The organism is Leptotrichia trevisanii DSM 22070, from assembly GCF_000482505.1.
In the GTDB taxonomy this organism is placed as follows: Bacteria; Fusobacteriota; Fusobacteriia; order Fusobacteriales; family Leptotrichiaceae; genus Leptotrichia; species Leptotrichia trevisanii.
In genome coordinates this window covers 33844-49935 of record NZ_AXVL01000019.1, presented here as the reverse complement: position 1 = coordinate 49935, position 16092 = coordinate 33844, and the positions used below count along the sequence as shown (strand labels likewise).

14 protein-coding genes are annotated in these 16092 nt (G+C 32.8%); all 14 read left to right on the top strand.

Features of this window, described 5'->3' with window-relative positions:
• Nucleotides 1-34: 34 nt before the first annotated feature.
• The 14 genes from alaS to K324_RS0105545 all read left to right on the top strand — a co-directional run bounded on the left by alaS (nt 35) and on the right by K324_RS0105545 (nt 16062).
• Nucleotides 35-2650 carry an alanine--tRNA ligase gene (gene alaS / locus K324_RS0105610; protein ID WP_026748292.1) on the top strand — a complete coding sequence of 872 codons (2616 nt, stop codon included), beginning with the start codon at nt 35-37 and terminating at the stop codon, nt 2648-2650.
• Between the two features lie 129 nt (nt 2651-2779).
• Entirely contained in the window at nt 2780-3196 is a 417-nt protein-coding gene (gene ruvX / locus K324_RS0105605; protein WP_026748291.1) for a Holliday junction resolvase RuvX, read from the top strand.
• A 26-nt stretch (nt 3197-3222) separates the two neighbouring features.
• On the top strand, nt 3223-4437 hold the full coding sequence (secD, locus tag K324_RS0105600) for a protein translocase subunit SecD (RefSeq protein WP_026748290.1): 1215 nt from the start codon (nt 3223-3225) through the stop codon (nt 4435-4437).
• Complete coding sequence (secF, locus tag K324_RS0105595) at nt 4427-5398, top strand: protein translocase subunit SecF (protein ID WP_026748289.1); 972 nt, start codon at nt 4427-4429, stop codon at nt 5396-5398. The genes secD and secF overlap by 11 nt, the downstream gene beginning before the upstream one ends.
• A gap of 74 nt (nt 5399-5472) precedes the next feature.
• The gene (alr, locus tag K324_RS0105590; protein WP_026748288.1) at nt 5473-6576 is read left to right on the top strand and encodes an alanine racemase; all 1104 of its coding nucleotides are present in this window, start codon (nt 5473-5475) and stop codon (nt 6574-6576) included.
• A gap of 5 nt (nt 6577-6581) precedes the next feature.
• On the top strand, nt 6582-7163 hold the full coding sequence (locus K324_RS0105585) for a CvpA family protein (RefSeq protein ID WP_026748287.1): 582 nt from the start codon (nt 6582-6584) through the stop codon (nt 7161-7163).
• Nucleotides 7164-7252: 89 nt separating this feature from the next.
• A complete protein-coding gene (locus K324_RS0105580; protein ID WP_026748286.1) occupies nt 7253-8350 on the top strand; it encodes an LptF/LptG family permease in 1098 nt (365 codons plus the stop codon).
• A 13-nt stretch (nt 8351-8363) separates the two neighbouring features.
• Nucleotides 8364-9440: an LptF/LptG family permease gene (locus K324_RS0105575; RefSeq protein ID WP_026748285.1), complete on the top strand. Its 1077-nt coding sequence runs from the start codon at nt 8364-8366 to the stop codon at nt 9438-9440.
• Nucleotides 9441-9483: 43 nt separating this feature from the next.
• Nucleotides 9484-10704, top strand: coding sequence for a M16 family metallopeptidase (locus K324_RS0105570; protein WP_026748284.1), 1221 nt, complete (start codon nt 9484-9486; stop codon nt 10702-10704).
• Between the two features lie 131 nt (nt 10705-10835).
• The gene (gene rodA / locus K324_RS0105565) at nt 10836-11939 is read left to right on the top strand and encodes a rod shape-determining protein RodA (protein WP_026748283.1); all 1104 of its coding nucleotides are present in this window, start codon (nt 10836-10838) and stop codon (nt 11937-11939) included.
• Nucleotides 11940-11955: 16 nt separating this feature from the next.
• Nucleotides 11956-12912, top strand: a complete 957-nt coding sequence (locus K324_RS0105560) for an RluA family pseudouridine synthase (protein WP_026748282.1) — start codon at nt 11956-11958, stop codon at nt 12910-12912.
• A 97-nt stretch (nt 12913-13009) separates the two neighbouring features.
• Entirely contained in the window at nt 13010-13861 is an 852-nt protein-coding gene (gene accD / locus K324_RS0105555) for an acetyl-CoA carboxylase, carboxyltransferase subunit beta (protein ID WP_026748281.1), read from the top strand.
• A 33-nt stretch (nt 13862-13894) separates the two neighbouring features.
• Nucleotides 13895-14851: an acetyl-CoA carboxylase carboxyltransferase subunit alpha gene (locus tag K324_RS0105550; RefSeq protein ID WP_026748280.1), complete on the top strand. Its 957-nt coding sequence runs from the start codon at nt 13895-13897 to the stop codon at nt 14849-14851.
• Nucleotides 14852-15012: 161 nt separating this feature from the next.
• Nucleotides 15013-16062 (top strand): 2,3-butanediol dehydrogenase, encoded by a 1050-nt coding sequence (locus K324_RS0105545; RefSeq protein WP_084533563.1) that lies wholly within the window; start codon nt 15013-15015, stop codon nt 16060-16062.
• The last annotated feature ends 30 nt before the right edge of the window (nt 16063-16092 follow it).

Sequence of the window (16092 nt, the reverse complement as noted above, 5' to 3'; positions counted from 1 at the left end):
GGAGCGGGATTGTTTCAACAATCTCAAACAAATAATGACAGGAAATGAAATAAGAAAAAGTTTTGTAGATTTTTTTAAATCAAAAGAGCATAAGCATTTTGAAAGTGCATCGCTTATACCAGATGATAAGAGTTTATTGCTGACTGTAGCAGGAATGGTACCGTTTAAACCGTTTTTCTTGGGAGAAAAGGAGGCACCATTTAAAAGAATTACTACTTATCAGAAATGTATTAGAACTAATGACTTGGAAAATGTAGGAAGAACGCCTAGACATCATACATTTTTTGAAATGTTAGGAAATTTCTCGTTTGGAGATTATTTTAAAAAGGAAGCTATTGAATGGTCTTGGGAGTATATAACGAAAGTATTGAAACTGGAAGAGGACAGACTTTGGGTGTCTGTGTATAAAACAGATGATGAGGCTTATGAAATTTGGAATAAGGAAATTGGAGTGCCGGCAGAAAGAATTGTTAAACTTGGAGAAGAGGACAACTGGTGGGCAGCAGGGCCTGTGGGATCTTGCGGGCCTTGCAGCGAGATTTATTACGATACTCAGAATATGGGGAAAAATAACGAAGAAGCTGACAGAAAGCCGGGAGACGATGGAGATAGATTTTTAGAAATCTGGAATCTGGTATTTACTGAATGGAACAGGCTTGAAGACGGTTCACTTGTGCCGCTTCCAGAAAAGAATATTGACACAGGGGCAGGACTTGAAAGAATTGCTTCTGTTGTGCAAAACAAGGATAACAACTTTGATACTGATTTGTTTACAAATATTATAAAAGGGATAAAATCTGTACTTGAAATTCAAGGAAATGAAAATGAGGAAGCAATAAAAATTATTGCCGATCACGTAAGAGCCTCAGTATTTTTGATTGGAGATGGAGTATTGCCGTCAAACGAAGGGCGTGGATATATTTTAAGAAAAATTATAAGACGTGCCTTTGGAGCTGGAAGTGCCGCAAAACAGAAGGTTTTTGAAAAAGAAGATATATTTCTTTATAAATTAGTACCTTATGTTCTTGAGACAATGAATGAAGCATATCCAGAGTTAGCTGAAAAGCAGGAATATATTGAAAAAGTTATAAGACTGGAAGAAGAAAGATTTGCAACAACTTTGAAAAATGGAACTGAAATGCTGGAAGAAGAAATTCAAAAATTAAAAGGGGCAAATCAGAAGGAATTGCCAGCTGAACTGACTTTCAAACTGTATGATACTTTTGGATTCCCATTTGAACTTACAAAATTAATCTTGGAAAATCAAGGATTTGAAGCATCAGAAGAAGAATTTGAGAAAAAACTGGCAGAACAGGTACAGCGTTCAAAAGACAGTAGAACAACAATTTCTGATATGATAAAAGATGAATTTATAGATGAATTTTTTGAAAAACATGGGAAAACAGAATTTACTGGATATTTAGAAAATTTTGAGGAAAAAAGCACGCTTTTACATATTGCCAAAAGTGAAGGAATTTCAGGATACGAGATGATTTTTGATAAAACGCCGTTTTATGCTGAATCTGGAGGGCAAGTTGCTGATACGGGAATTATTACTTCTGGAGAATTTGAAGGAAGAGTTGTAAATGTGGTTAAAAAACACGATGTCTTTATTCATCAGGTTGAAATTACAAGGGGAATTGCTCCAGCGGTAGGCGTAGAAGTGAAAATGCAAATTGATGTAAATCGTAGAAAAGATATTCAGAGAAATCATACAGCTACACATATTTTACACAAAGTTTTAAGAGAAAATCTTGGAACACACGTTGAGCAGTCTGGATCGCTTGTGGATGATGAAAAATTAAGATTTGACTTTTCACATTACGAGGCAATTAGTCCAGAAATGATTGAAAAAATTGAAAAAGGTGTAAATGACATTATTTTATCGAACTTACAGGTAAAAATTAATTATGAAAATATTGAAGATGCAAAGGCAAGAGGAGCAATGGCACTTTTCTCGGATAAATACGGAGATATAGTCCGTGTTGTTGAAATTGACGGATATTCCATTGAACTTTGCGGAGGAACGCACGTTAAATCGACTGGAGAAATCGGATTATTCAATATTGAATCTGAAAGCGGGATTGCTTCAGGAACACGTAGAATTACAGCCACAACAGGACACAAGAGTTTAAATTACGTAAATAGGCTTGAAGAAAAAATAAAGGAAATATCTGATATTTTCAGAACAGATGAAAAAAATGTTGTCGATATTATCGAAAAATATATTGGGGATATGAGAGCGGCAGTAAAAGTATACGAAGAAATGCAGACAAAACTTGTAAAATACGAAATCAATGAAATGCTTGAAAACGTTGAAACAGTAAATGGTGTGAAAGTGTTAAAAACATCATTTGAAAATAAAAATGTTGATGAATTGAAAGAGATTGTAGACAGAGGAAAAGAAAAAATGCAGTCTGGAATCATCATTTTGGGAACAAATAACAATGGAAAGGCAATTTTCGTAGTTGGAGTTACAAAAGACTTGATTTCAAAAGTGAAGGCTGGAGAAATAGTAAAAGTTGCAGCTCAAATCGCTGGTGGGAACGGTGGAGGACGTCCTGACTTTGCACAGGCTGGTGGAAAAGATGGAAGTGCTGTAAAAGAAGCTGTTGAAAAGGCATTTGAGTTTGTAACTGAAAAATTATAATAGTGGCTTATTTTGATTTAGTTGAAATTTTTAAAAAAATTGATTTGAATAATTTGCTTTGAAAATTGATTTTTTAAATTATAAAATATTAAACTTGTTGTGGAATATTTAAGAAATGAGAAATAAAAAATGAAAAAATTTATTGGATTAGATGTGGGAGATGTCAGAATTGGAGTTGCAAAATGTGATCCTTTGGGAATTTTAGCGACTGCTCTTGAAGTGATTGACAGGACAAAGACAAATCCCGTTGAAAGAATAAAGGAAATATTGGATGATGAAGGCACAAAAAAAGTTGTAGTGGGAATGCCAAAAAGCCTAGATGGCATGAAGAAACGTCAAGTGGAAAAAGTGGAAGAATTTGTGGAAGAATTAAAAAAAAGTATTCCAAATATTCAGATTATCTTTATGGATGAGCGTTACACTACGACAGAGGCTGAACATTATTTAAAAAACTATTCCAAAAAGAATGGAAAAGAACGTAGAAAAGTAGTAGATATGGTTGCAGCGTCAATCATTTTGCAAAAATATTTAGATACATTGAGTTAAAAAATAAAAAAAGAAAGGATGAAAAAATGCAGAATAAAAAATCACATTATGTTTGGTTACTTTTGGTAATTTTTGTTCCAGCTATTATTTTGTACTTTAACAAAGTAAAACTGGGACTTGATTTACGTGGTGGAACATCAGTTGTATTACAGGCACAGGGGAAAATTGAGCCTGATACAATGAGTAAGGTTAGAAATATTATTGAAAGACGGGTAAATAGTATTGGGGTAGCTGAGCCTGTTATTCAGCTTAGTGGAAATGATAAATTGATAGTGGAGCTTGCGGGGATAAAAGATCCTCAAAAGGCTATTGAACTGATTGGTACGACAGCAAAACTGGAATTTAGGATAAAAAACAAGGACGGTTCTTATGGGCCTGTTCTATTGGAAGGTTCCGCATTAAAATCAGCAGGAGTTTCAAGAGATCAGGTTGGGATGCCGTCTGTAAGTTTTGAGTTAAATTCACAAGGGGCAAATACTTTTGCCAAGATTACAAGGGAAAATATTGGGAAACAATTGGCAATAATGCTTGATAACAAGGAACAGTCAGCACCTACAATCAATAGTGAAATTAACGGTGGAAGTGGAATTATAACTGGAAGATTTTCAATGGAAGAAGCAAATAACCTTGCAAATCTATTAAAATCAGGGGCATTGCCTGTGGAAATTAAAATTGTTGAAAATAGAACAGTTGGAGCGACACTTGGTGTGGATTCGATAAGACAGACTGGAATTGCTGGATTAATTGCAATGGGTGTAATTTCAGTGTTTATGATTGCGATTTATAAACTGCCGGGAATTGTTGCAGATATTGCATTATTAATAAATGGAGTTCTAGTTTTAGGATTACTTAGTGGTATTGGTGCGGCTTTGACACTTCCGGGAATTGCTGGATTTATCTTGACGTTAGGAATGGCGGTTGACTCGAATGTAATTACTTATGAGAGAATAAAGGAGGAACTGCGGCTTGGAGAATCACTGCATGATGCCGTGGAAAAAGGATATGAAAATGCCTTTCCTGCGATAATTGATGGAAATATAACAACATTACTTGTTGCAACAGTGCTATTTTTCTTTGGAACTGGGCCAATTAAAGGATTTGCAGTAACATTGGCACTTGGGGTAGTCGCTACGGTAATTACAGGAGTATTTGTTTCAAAAGTAATATTAAAGTTACTTATAAAAACATTTAATATAAAAAGGGAACAACTGTTCTGGAAAGGAGCTTTGAATGAAGATTAATTTGAAAGTAATACAAAATAGAAAACTTTATTTGGGAATTTCAACAGTAATGGTTGTAATTTCGTTAATTTCACTGTTTGTATTAAAACTGAATCTAGGTGTGGATTTTAAAGGTGGAGAATTGTTGCAGCTAAAATATGAGAAAAAAATTGATCAGAATGCAGTAAATAGTACATTAGGAAGTCTAGTTGGAGAAATTCCCCAAATGAAAGCTAAAAGAGTGCAGTTTTCAGATACAGATAATACAGTTATCATAAGAACTGAACAATTAAATAATACACAAAAAGCAAAAGTAATGTCAGAATTGAGTCAAAAAACTGGAAAATACGAAGTTGTGAAAAATGAAACTGTAGGTGCAGTAATCGGTAAGGAATTGACGGCAAATGCAATTCAGGCATTGTTAATTGGAAGTATTTTAATTATTATTTATATTACGGTAAGATTTGAGTTTATTTATGCGGTGGCAGGAATTGTGGCATTAGTTCATGATGTTATTATTGCCTTTGGAGTTATTGCAATGCTCAGATATGAAATAGATACACCATTTATTGCGGCAATTCTTACAATTTTAGGATATTCCATTAACGATACAATCGTTGTATTTGATAGAATTCGTGAAAATATTAAAAAGAACAGGGAAGGCAGAAATAAAGTTACATTGTCGTTTGGAGAAGTAATAGAAAAATCTATAAATCAAGTATTTACAAGATCAATCTATACGTCAGTAACTACATTATTTTCTGTAATTGTATTGCTCATTCTTGGTGGAAGCACATTAAAGACATTTAGTATGACTCTATTTATAGGAATGCTTGTCGGAACTTATTCATCAGTATTTGTAGCAAGTCCTTTGGTTTATATAATGAAAAAAGGTAAAAATGAGCCAAAAGCTAAAGATGTTATAAAAAGTTCTGGTAAGACAGTAAATGGATATGATGAAAAAGATAAGGTTTTAGTTTAATTGAAAAAAGTGTATTGATGATACGTATATTAAAAAAATAAATAAAAAGATGAATTTAGAAGGTGAATTGAAAAATGCGATGCTGGGCAGAAATAAATATAAATAATTTATATGGCAATATTGATGAAATTGAAAAAATTGTGGCAAAGGATAAGATAATAGCAGTTATAAAGGCGGATGCCTATGGACATGGGATGCTTGAAATATGTGATGCCCTGATAAAAAAGGGAATTAAAAACTTCGCAGTTGCAACAAGTGATGAGGCACTTAAAATAAAAGAACTTCATGATGATATTATGGTGCTGATACTGGGGCCCGTGGAAAATGAGTACATGGATTTAATTGCAGATAAAAATATTTATTTTATGGTAACAGATTTTGAGGAAATAGAATATTTGGAAAAAACTGGGAAAGAAAAAGGGAAAACTACGGATGTGTTTATAAAGATAGATACTGGAATGGGGCGTGTAGGCTTCCAGGAAAGTGAAACTGAAAAACTGAATGAAATTCTTAAAAATTCCAGCCATATTAATCCAATAGGAATTTTCTCGCATTTTTCATCATCAGATAGCGACAAAGACTATACAAAATTGCAGGAAAGCAAATTTAAAGCAATGTGTGAAAAAATATCAAGTGAGATACAAACAATAAAATATAGACATCTGCACAACAGCTTTGGAACTCTGAAATTTCAGGATAGCATAGAGGATTTTGTAAGAGTGGGAATTATTCTTTATGGTGGAGTTACGGACGAAGAAACAGCTCCATATAAGTTTAAGCCGGTAATGTCCCTTTTGGCAAAGATAAGCTATATAAAAACATTGAAGGAAGATAGTTTTATAAGTTATGGAAATACGTATTTGGGAAAAGCCGGGAAAACTTATGCAACTGTTTCAATTGGTTATGCTGACGGGGTAAGACGTGATTTGTCAAATAAAGGCTATGTTTTTTACAAAGGGCATAAATGTGAAATTGTAGGGCGTATCTGTATGGATCAGCTTATGGTTTTGCTTCCTGAGGAATTGAAGAATATGGCTAAAAAAGGCGATGTTGTGGAATTTTTTGGAGAAAATATAAGTGTTGTGGAAGTTGCTGATCTGTGTAACACGATTTCATATGAAATTATGTGTGGAATAAGTCAAAGAGTGCCTAGAATTTATGTGGAAAAACAGGAGTAAGAAAAATGATATTGGATATTGGATTTATAGTGTTGTTAGTAATATTTATTATTCTTGGCTATAGAAGAGGTTTTTCTTTAGAATTTTTTAATATGTTTAAATATATTTTTATTATTTTTATAACAAATCATATTTATAAGTTTTTTTTAAACTCGAACAGGATTAATCCAAGAAATCAGTTAAAAATATTTATTATTATGGTTGTAATCCAATGTATTGTTTATTCTGCTATTCTAATAATTAATGGAAAATTTTTACAAAGTATAAAAATGAAAAAATTTGACAAATTTTATGGAATGATGTTTGGCATAATGAAAATATTTTTTGTTGCAATTATTGTGTATATAATCATTATTACAGGTTCTGGATATAGCAGAAGAATAAGGGAGTTAAGAGATAAAAGTTTTTCCATACAGTTTATGACAAAGCACGCATTAAAATTTGCAGATTCCTTTCCAAACTTCATAAAAAATGATGTGGAGGGGTATGTTATAAGTAAGAGGGAAAAACAGGTAATAAATGACGTATTGAGTAACTATGAGAATTTTAAGATGGATGAATTTGAAAAAAATAAAATTATTAATTAATATACAAAATTTATAGTAAAACTACTTTTAAACCAAACTTCAAAGTTTTGGTGAATAAAGGAAAAATAAAAAAAGGAAAATTGATAAGAATGAAAATAATTGACAGATATATTTACAATTCACTTATATTGCCGTCATTGTTTGGAATAAGCATATTTACATTCATTATGATGTTAAATGTGGTAATGGAAGTTATGGAGCGGCTGTTTGCAAGTGATTTGCCATTTATATCTATAATTGACTATTTGTTTTATGCAGTACCGGGTGTTCTTGTCCAGACAATTCCGATGGGGGCATTTTTAGGAGTAATGCTTGTTTATGGAGGGCTTTCGGAAACAAATGAGATTGTTGCGATGGAAGGTTCTGGGATAGGACTTTTTAGAATAATCCGTCCAGCATTTATCTTTGGAGTAATACTTACTCTTGTTGGGCTTGGACTTGAGCTTTATGTAAATCCACGTGCATTGAAAAATATAAATGCCCAGACAAAGCAAATTCTAGCTTCAAAGCCAAATTCATTGTCGGAGGAAAAAGTATTTTTGACAAATGAGGAAAAAGGATTTGGATTTTACATTGATGAAGTAAATAATGAAAAAGCCACGGCTAAAAACTTTCTGATTATAAATAAACGTGGAGATAATCAATATCCAATAATATTTCTTGCAGAAAATGCAAAATTTGATCCAGGAATCATAAGATTACGGAAAGTAAAGGGATATGCCTTTGATAAGGATGGTAACAGTCAAGTTTCAGCTGAGTATCAGGAGCAGGAAATACCGATCACTACTTTTTTCAGGGAGAATAAGCAGGAAGTGAAAAAAAGCCGTAAGGAAATGAACATAAAGGAATTAAAAGAATTTTACAGACAAAATATAAAAAATCCTGAAGAAAAAGAAACGGCATTAAAGGCACAGGTGGAAATTTACCAGAGGCTTATTGGGCCGCTTGCAAGTACGTTTTTATGTTGGCTGGGAGTATTGCTTTCGGTAGGGCATAGACGAAGCGGAAGAGGGATAAGCTTTGGGATAAGTTTAATCGTTATATTTGGTTATATAGGAATGGCAAGTTATGCAAAAATTATGGTGCTAAAAAATAATGTACCTGCAAACATTGCAATGTGGATTCCTAATTTTGTTTTATTTATATTGTGCATATATTATTCAATAAAAAAATATAAGGGAAATTAACGAGAGGAGGAGTATGAATAAATTAGACAAATATATAATTCTAAATTATGTAAAAAGTTTTATTTTAGGGATGATGATGTTTTTTTTGATATTTTTACTGGCTGAAAGTATAAGTCTTACAGGATGGCTTATGGATGGAAAACTTAAAGGACATGATGCCATAAAATATTTAAGATACGGGACACCTGAAATTATAACAAATACAGCTCCTCTTGGAGTTCTGCTTGGAAGCCTTCTATGTATAAGCAAGATGGCAAAGCAATTAGAAGTTGCGGCAATGAAGACAAGTGGAATCAGTTTCGCAAGAATAGCCCTATTTCCAATGATTTTTTCATTTCTTGTAAGTCTTGGTGTATTCTGGTTAAATTATGATACTTTAGGAAAATCAAATACTAAAAAGGAAAATTTAAAATCTTTAAAAATTGACAATAAGGAACCAGTCAAGTCGGAGAAAAAATTTATTTTTGTAAAAATTGACAAAAAAACAGTGCTTTTTAGTGAACATGCAAATAAAAATACTGGAACAATGGAGTTCATCGAAATATTAAAATTTGAAAAGGGATTTAAGGAAATAAGTAAAATATATACTTCCCCATTTGCAAAAATTAATCCTAAGACAAACGAATGGACTTTTAAGGACTTGAAGGAATATGATAACAAGACTAATTTAACAAAGCCTGCTGATACAAAAAAATTTAAGTTTGTTGCAAAAATGGAAGATGTTCTGGCAAGTCCAGTCAAGGCCAAAAATCTGACAATGCCTGAGCTGCGTGAAAAAGTAGTTTATTTTACAAGAGTTGGAGCAGATTCCTTAAATTTGAGAATTGAATTTTATTACAGAATATCGTTTGCGCTGGCTTCTTTCGTAATGTGCCTAATTGGGCTTTCGCTGGGGAGCAGATACGTAAGGGGAGGAGCGGCTGTAAATATCGGATTGTCCGTAATAATCGGTTATGCCTATTACGGTGTCAGTACGATTTTACGTTCAATGGCAGTAACTGGGGCAGTTCCAATTTATGCAGCTTGTTTTATTCCATTAATTATATTTTTGATAGTTGGAATAAAATTATTTAGGGATTCTGAATATTAATAAACATTTTTGATTTTTATAAAATGAAAAAGAAGGGAATGATATGATAGAGAAAATAAGGACAGATAGCAGAATAGAAGTTATTTTTGACAGACTTGAAAGCATTTCTACCTGTTCGGTTGGTGTGTTTGTAAAAACTGGCTCAAGGGATGAAAGTGATACGGAGGAAGGTATTTCACATGTGTTGGAGCATATGATTTTTAAAGGGACTCCTACTAGGAATTATTTTGAAATTTCTGATGAGATTGACTATCTTGGGGCAAATGTGAATGCACATACGACTAAGGAGGAAACGGTTTTTTATATTAACGCCTTGACACAGTTTCTAGGAAAATCTGTGGATATTTTGTTTGATATTGTTACAAATTCTACGATTGATGAAAAGGAACTGGAAAAAGAAAAAGATGTAATTGTGGAAGAAATTAAGATGTATAAGGACTCGCCAGATGATCTGGTTTTTGAAATGAATTATGCAGACAGTATAAATGGGCAGTATGGAAAGCCTATTATTGGGACAGAAGCCAGTGTGAAAGGCTTTACTGCTGATGAAATCAGAAAATATTACAAGGAAAGATATACAAAGGACAATATTTTGATTGTTGTTTCAGGGAATTTTGATAAAGAGGAAATTTTACAGAAAATTGATGAGTATTTTGGAAAATTGGCTGATACAAAGGTTAATAGACGTGAAAAAATTGATTTTTCGTTTAACAGCGGGAAAAAGACTGTTTCAAAGGAGATAAATCAGGTTAATATCTGTATTTCTCACCAAAGTGAAGATTATAACAGTAAAAATAAGATATATACAGATATTTTGGCAAATGTTATTGGCGGTTCAATGAGCTCGAGACTTTTTCAGGAAATCCGTGAGAAAAATGGACTAGCCTACTCTGTTTACACATACAATCAATACTATTTGTCAGGAGGCTTGACATCGACATACATTGGAACGAATCTGGAAAATTATGAAAAGGCAATAGAAATAACACTTTCAGAATTTAAGAAGTTACGGGAAAATGGAGTGACAGAAGTTGAACTTCAGAAGGCAAAAAATAAATATATGAGCAGAATTGCATTTGCAATGGAAAATCCACGTTCAAGAATGGGAATTCTGGGAAATTATTATATTAGAAAAAATGAAATTCTGGATGCGGAAAAAGTAAAAAATCAGGTAAATGCAGTAAAACTGGAAGATGTGAATAAATTTGCAAAAACTAGATATTTAACGGAAAATATTACGATTCTGGGAAATATTGATTTATAGTAAGACTGTTTTAAAACAAAATTCAAAAGTTGTGATCGTTTATTTAGTCACTTGATTTGTTTAGTTTTTATCAGTTTGAATTTAAAGGGGTTTGAGTATATTAAATAAAAAATAAAAATTAGGAGAAAAAAATGTTTCAAAGTCAAAGATTGATTGATCGTATAAAACATAGTGTCTTTCGGATGGATAAAATGATTTTATTAATAGTGTATGCCCTTGTAACAATTAGCACGGTATTCGTATACAGTGCGACAAGACAGAATGGAATGGTTATAAAAAATATCCTGTGGATTGGGATAGGTTCAGTATTGGTGTTTGTTCTGGCATCTATTGATTATAAAATTGTAAAAAGATATATTTGGCATATTTATGGGATTGGTGCAACTTTGTTGTTAATTGTGCGTTTTGCGGGGAAAAAGACGTTAGGGGCACAGCGATGGATTTCATTAGGGCCATTTCAGCTACAGCCGTCTGAATTTGTAAAAGTGTCAATTATTATGATTATAGCCTATTGGATTGTAACAAAATATAAAAATGGCATTAATAATTTAACAGAGATTGTTGGTGCGATTTTACCTGCGTTGCCGCTTATTTTATTAATTTTAATACAGCCTGATCTGGGAACAACATTAATAACAATTTGTGCATTTTTATTTATGATTTTTTTGTATGGTGCAAATATGAAGCCGATTTGGATAATAGGGATAGTAGTTATGTTGTCAGTTTATCCAGTTTACAGGTTTGTGCTGAGTGATTATCAGAGAACACGTGTGGAAACGTTTTTACATCCTGAAACTGATAGAAAAGGAAGCGGATGGCATGTAATCCAGTCAAAAATTTCTGTTGGGGCAGGAGGAGTAATGGGGAAGGGGGTATTGCAAGGTAGTCAAAGTAGATTGGAATTTCTTCCAGAAGCACAGACAGATTTTATTTTTTCAGTTTTATCTGAAGAATTGGGATTTGTAGGTTCTTCGTTGGTGTTACTTCTTTATTTTGGGTTGATTTACGAAATAATGCGGATAGCCCGGATTATACAGGATGACTTTGGAAAACTCATACTTTATGGACTCTCAGGAGTATTCTTTATGCATGTAATTGTAAATGTGGGAATGACAATCGGACTTGTACCTGTTACAGGAAAACCGCTATTGTTTATGAGTTATGGTGGAAGTTCCTTTTTAGCGTCATTTATAATGATTGGGATAATAGAAAGCATAAAAATTCATAGTAATTAAAAACAGGAGAAAATTTTTGGAAAAAAAGGAAATTGTTGTAGATTCTGAGCTGGAAGGGATGCGGCTGGACAGATATTTGAGAAAGAATTTTAAGGATGAACCCCTTAGCAGGATTTTTGGGGCAATAAGGGCTGGAGATGTGAAAGTTAATGGGAAAAAGTCGAAGGAAAACTACAGGCTCTTGCTAAATGATAAAATTCTTGTAAAAAATTTGTTTCAGTCAAATCTGGAACAGACGGAAGAAGCAAAGGATAAAGTAAAAAAATTTAAAATACAAAAAAATGAACTTGAAAAATATAAAAAAATGGTTATTTTTGAAAATGAAGATTTTTTTATTGTGAATAAACGGGAAAAAGTGCCAATGCATAAGGGGACAAGGCATAAATATGGACTTGCAGAAGTTTTTAAGGAAATTTATGTAAGTGAAAATATTAATTTTGCAAATAGACTGGATTTTGAAACATCGGGACTTGTTATTGGCTGTAAAAATTTAAAGTTTTTGAGGTATATTTCTCAGAAGATACGGAATAATGAGGTTCATAAAAAATATTTTGCGATTGTTCATAATAAAAATAAGATTGAAAATAATGAGAATTCTAATTTAAAAAATTTTACAATTGAAAACTATTTGACAACGATGGAAAGTAAAGTGGTAGTTTCTGAAAAAACAATTTCAAGAGAATCTAAAAAAAGCATTACGCATTTTGAACAGTTAAACTTTAATAAATTAAAAAATTCACAGCAAATATTAAATTTATTGGGAAAAAATAATAAAAATATTGTTCTCTTTGATATTGAACTGATAACAGGGCGAAAACACCAGATAAGAGCACAGTTGGCAAATCAAGGGCTTTTTATCGTGGGAGATAAAAAGTATGGAAAAAAAGATGGAAGTGACAGATTTTTCCTTTGCTGCTATTTCCTTTCTTTTGATAATTATAAGTTTTCAATTTTTGACAAGGCATTTTTTTAAAAGATATGTAATTAACAAAGTTATTTCTAATAGAAGTGAGGTATTATATAAAGTATTGTAATATCTGTTATTTAATTTTAAACACGAGGTGAATAAAATGGGATTATTTTCAAGTAGAAAATCGAAAAATAAATATGTAACGCTAACATCTAAATCAAAATTGACAGTTGATATTGTAGATGATAACAAGTGGAAAAAATGTAATCAATGTAACGAAATTATTTATAATGAGGATTTGAAAAATAATTTGAATATATGTCCAAAATGTGGGACTTATTTTAGATTGACAGCATTTGAGAGAATTGAGCTTTTAATTGATGAAGGTACATTTATAGAAGAGGATATGACTCTTAATTCTAAAAATGTATTAAATTTTCCTCAATATGAGGAAAAATTGGAAGTTGCACGTGAAAAGAGCAGAATGCTGGATGGAGTAATCAGTGGAACAGGGACAATTAACGGAATAGAAGTGAGCATTGCGGCAATGGAATTCAGCTTTATGGGTGGAAGTATGGGTTCTGTTGTCGGTGAGAGAATTACGAGGGCTTTGGAGCGAGGGCTTAAAAAGAAAATACCGGTTGTTGTTGTTTCCAGCTCTGGTGGTGCGAGAATGCAGGAAGGGATTTTGTCGCTTATGCAAATGGCAAAAACTTCAGGAGCGGTGAAAAGATTAAATGAAGCGGGAATACCATTTATCTCAGTTCCAGTTGATCCAACTACTGGGGGAGTGACTGCCTCCTTTGCAATGCTTGGAGATGTAATTATAACAGAGCCGAATACTTTAATTGCCTTTGCAGGGCCTAGAGTTATTGAACAGACTGTAAATCAGAAATTGCCAAAAGGTTTCCAGAGGGCAGAATTTTTATTGGAACACGGAATGATTGATATAATTTCAGAAAGAAAAGATTTGAAAACAACGATTTATAGAGTATTGGAAAAATTGGTGTAAATTTAAAAATTTTTCAAACGAAAGGATAAAAATATGAGTATAAAAGATGAAATTAAGGAATTGGAAGATAATATAGCCGAGTTAAAAAGATTTTCAGCTGAAAGAAACATTGATTTTTCTGCTCAAATAACAGAACTGGAAAAAAATCTGGAAGATAAATATAAAGATTTTGAAGAAAATGAAATGGATGCCTGGAATAGAATTCAAATTTCAAGAAATCCCAAAAGGCCGTATACTTTGGATTATATAAAGGCATTGACACAGGATTTTGTGGAGCTGCACGGGGATAGACTCTCAAAAGATGATAATGCCATTGTAGGCGGACTTGCGACAATTGATGGATATAAAATAATGATAATTGGACAGCAAAAAGGAAGAGATATTGATTCAAATATTTACAGAAACTTTGGTATGGCAAGCCCTGAAGGATATAGAAAGGCATTAAGATTAATGAGAATGGCAGAACGTTTTAAATTGCCGATTTTGACATTAATTGACACAGCTGGAGCATATCCTGGGATAGAAGCCGAAGAAAAAGGGCAAGGGGAAGCCATTGCTAAAAATCTGTCAGAAATGTTTGGATTCCGAGTGCCAATTGTAACAGTTGTAATTGGAGAAGGTGGAAGTGGAGGAGCCTTGGGAATTGGTGTGGCAGACTCAATTTTGATGCTTGAAAACAGTGTATATTCTGTTATTTCTCCGGAAGGATGTGCTTCAATCCTGTTTAACGACTCAACAAAAGCCGCAGAAGCAGCAAAAAGTCTGAAAATGGATGCAATTAGCCTAAAAAGTCTGGGAGTAATAGATGGAATTATAAAAGAGCCATTAGGTGGGGCTCATAGAAACTTTGAAGAAACAGCTAAAAACTTGAAAGAAGCAGTTGTAAAAGAATTTCAGAGAATAGATAAATATTCACTTCGTGAACTGTTAAAGAGAAGATATGAAAAATATAGAAAAATGGGAGATTTCTTTGAGGAAATTGAAGATTAGAACTAATTATTTTGGTAAGGCAAGAATTAACTTGTCTTATTTTTTTTCTAAATTTATAAATGAAAAATATTGCTTTTGAGAAAAAATGAGGTATACTATTAAAGTATCAAACAATAATTTTAAAAATATTATTAATAATTATAATTTTAGGAGGTAACAAAATGGCATTAATGAAAGCTGCAAGATGGCATAACAGAAAAGATGTGAGAGTGGAAGAAGTTGAAGTTCCTGAAATTACGAGGAAAAATCAAATCAAAATTGCAGTAAAATATGCAGGAATCTGTGGTAGTGATTTACACGAGTATTTGGGTGGACCAATCTTCATTCCTGCTACAACCCCTCATCCATATACAAATGAAAAAGCTCCTATCACAATGGGACATGAATTTTGTGGAGAAGTTGTAGAAATAGGAAGTGGAATTACAAAATTCAAAGTTGGAGATAGAGTTACAGTTGAACCAATTTTGGCAAAAAATGGATTAATTGGAAAATATAATTTGGATCCTAGCTTGAACTTTATCGGACTTGCTGGTGGAGGTGGAGGATTCTCTGAATTTGTAGTAGTAAATGAGGATCAGGCTCATAAATTGCCAGATGAAATTGACTATGAACAGGGAGCATTGACAGAACCTGCGGCAGTAGCAGTTTACGCAGTTAGACAAAGCAAATTCAATACAGGAGATACAGCGGCAGTCTTTGGTTGCGGGCCAATCGGGCTTCTTATCATCGACGCATTGAGAGCTTCTGGAGCAACAGAAATTTACGCTGTGGAAGTTTCACCTGAAAGACAGGAAATTGCTAAAAAATTAGGAGCAATAATCGTAGATCCTACAAAAGTAAATGCAGTTGAATTTATAAAAGAAAAAACAGATGGTGGAGTAAATGTTTCTTATGAAGTGACAGGTGTTCCCGCTGTATTGCAACAATCTTTGGAAGCCGCTGAAAAAGACGGAGAATTAATGGTTGTAAGTATCTGGGAAACAGAAGCCCCAATTCAGCCTAACGAAGTGGTAATTCAGGAAAGAACAATAAAAGGAGTTATCGCATACCGTGACGTATTCCCTAAAACACTAGAATTAATGAAACAGGGATACTTCTCAAAAGATTTATTAGTAACAAAAAGAATTAAACTTGAAAATATTGTAAATGAAGGATTTGACGCACTTGTAAAAGAAAAGAGCCAAGTTAAAATTTTAGTATCACCTAAATAATTGTAAAAAAGAGGGCTACCTGAAAATGGA

What these genes read in the sequence shown, in the direction of transcription:
- K324_RS0105550 (WP_026748280.1), top strand. Translation starts at nt 13,895, where the DNA reads ATGAGTATAAAAGATGAAATTAAGGAATTGGAAGATAATATAGCCGAG.
- ruvX (WP_026748291.1), top strand. Translation starts at nt 2,780, where the DNA reads ATGAAAAAATTTATTGGATTAGATGTGGGAGATGTCAGAATTGGAGTT.
- rodA (WP_026748283.1), top strand. Translation starts at nt 10,836, where the DNA reads ATGTTTCAAAGTCAAAGATTGATTGATCGTATAAAACATAGTGTCTTT.
- accD (WP_026748281.1), top strand. Translation starts at nt 13,010, where the DNA reads ATGGGATTATTTTCAAGTAGAAAATCGAAAAATAAATATGTAACGCTA.
- alaS (WP_026748292.1), top strand. Translation starts at nt 35, where the DNA reads ATGACAGGAAATGAAATAAGAAAAAGTTTTGTAGATTTTTTTAAATCA.
- K324_RS0105570 (WP_026748284.1), top strand. Translation starts at nt 9,484, where the DNA reads ATGATAGAGAAAATAAGGACAGATAGCAGAATAGAAGTTATTTTTGAC.
- alr (WP_026748288.1), top strand. Translation starts at nt 5,473, where the DNA reads ATGCGATGCTGGGCAGAAATAAATATAAATAATTTATATGGCAATATT.
- K324_RS0105545 (WP_084533563.1), top strand. Translation starts at nt 15,013, where the DNA reads ATGGCATTAATGAAAGCTGCAAGATGGCATAACAGAAAAGATGTGAGA.
- secD (WP_026748290.1), top strand. Translation starts at nt 3,223, where the DNA reads ATGCAGAATAAAAAATCACATTATGTTTGGTTACTTTTGGTAATTTTT.
- secF (WP_026748289.1), top strand. Translation starts at nt 4,427, where the DNA reads ATGAAGATTAATTTGAAAGTAATACAAAATAGAAAACTTTATTTGGGA.
- K324_RS0105580 (WP_026748286.1), top strand. Translation starts at nt 7,253, where the DNA reads ATGAAAATAATTGACAGATATATTTACAATTCACTTATATTGCCGTCA.
- K324_RS0105575 (WP_026748285.1), top strand. Translation starts at nt 8,364, where the DNA reads ATGAATAAATTAGACAAATATATAATTCTAAATTATGTAAAAAGTTTT.
- K324_RS0105585 (WP_026748287.1), top strand. Translation starts at nt 6,582, where the DNA reads ATGATATTGGATATTGGATTTATAGTGTTGTTAGTAATATTTATTATT.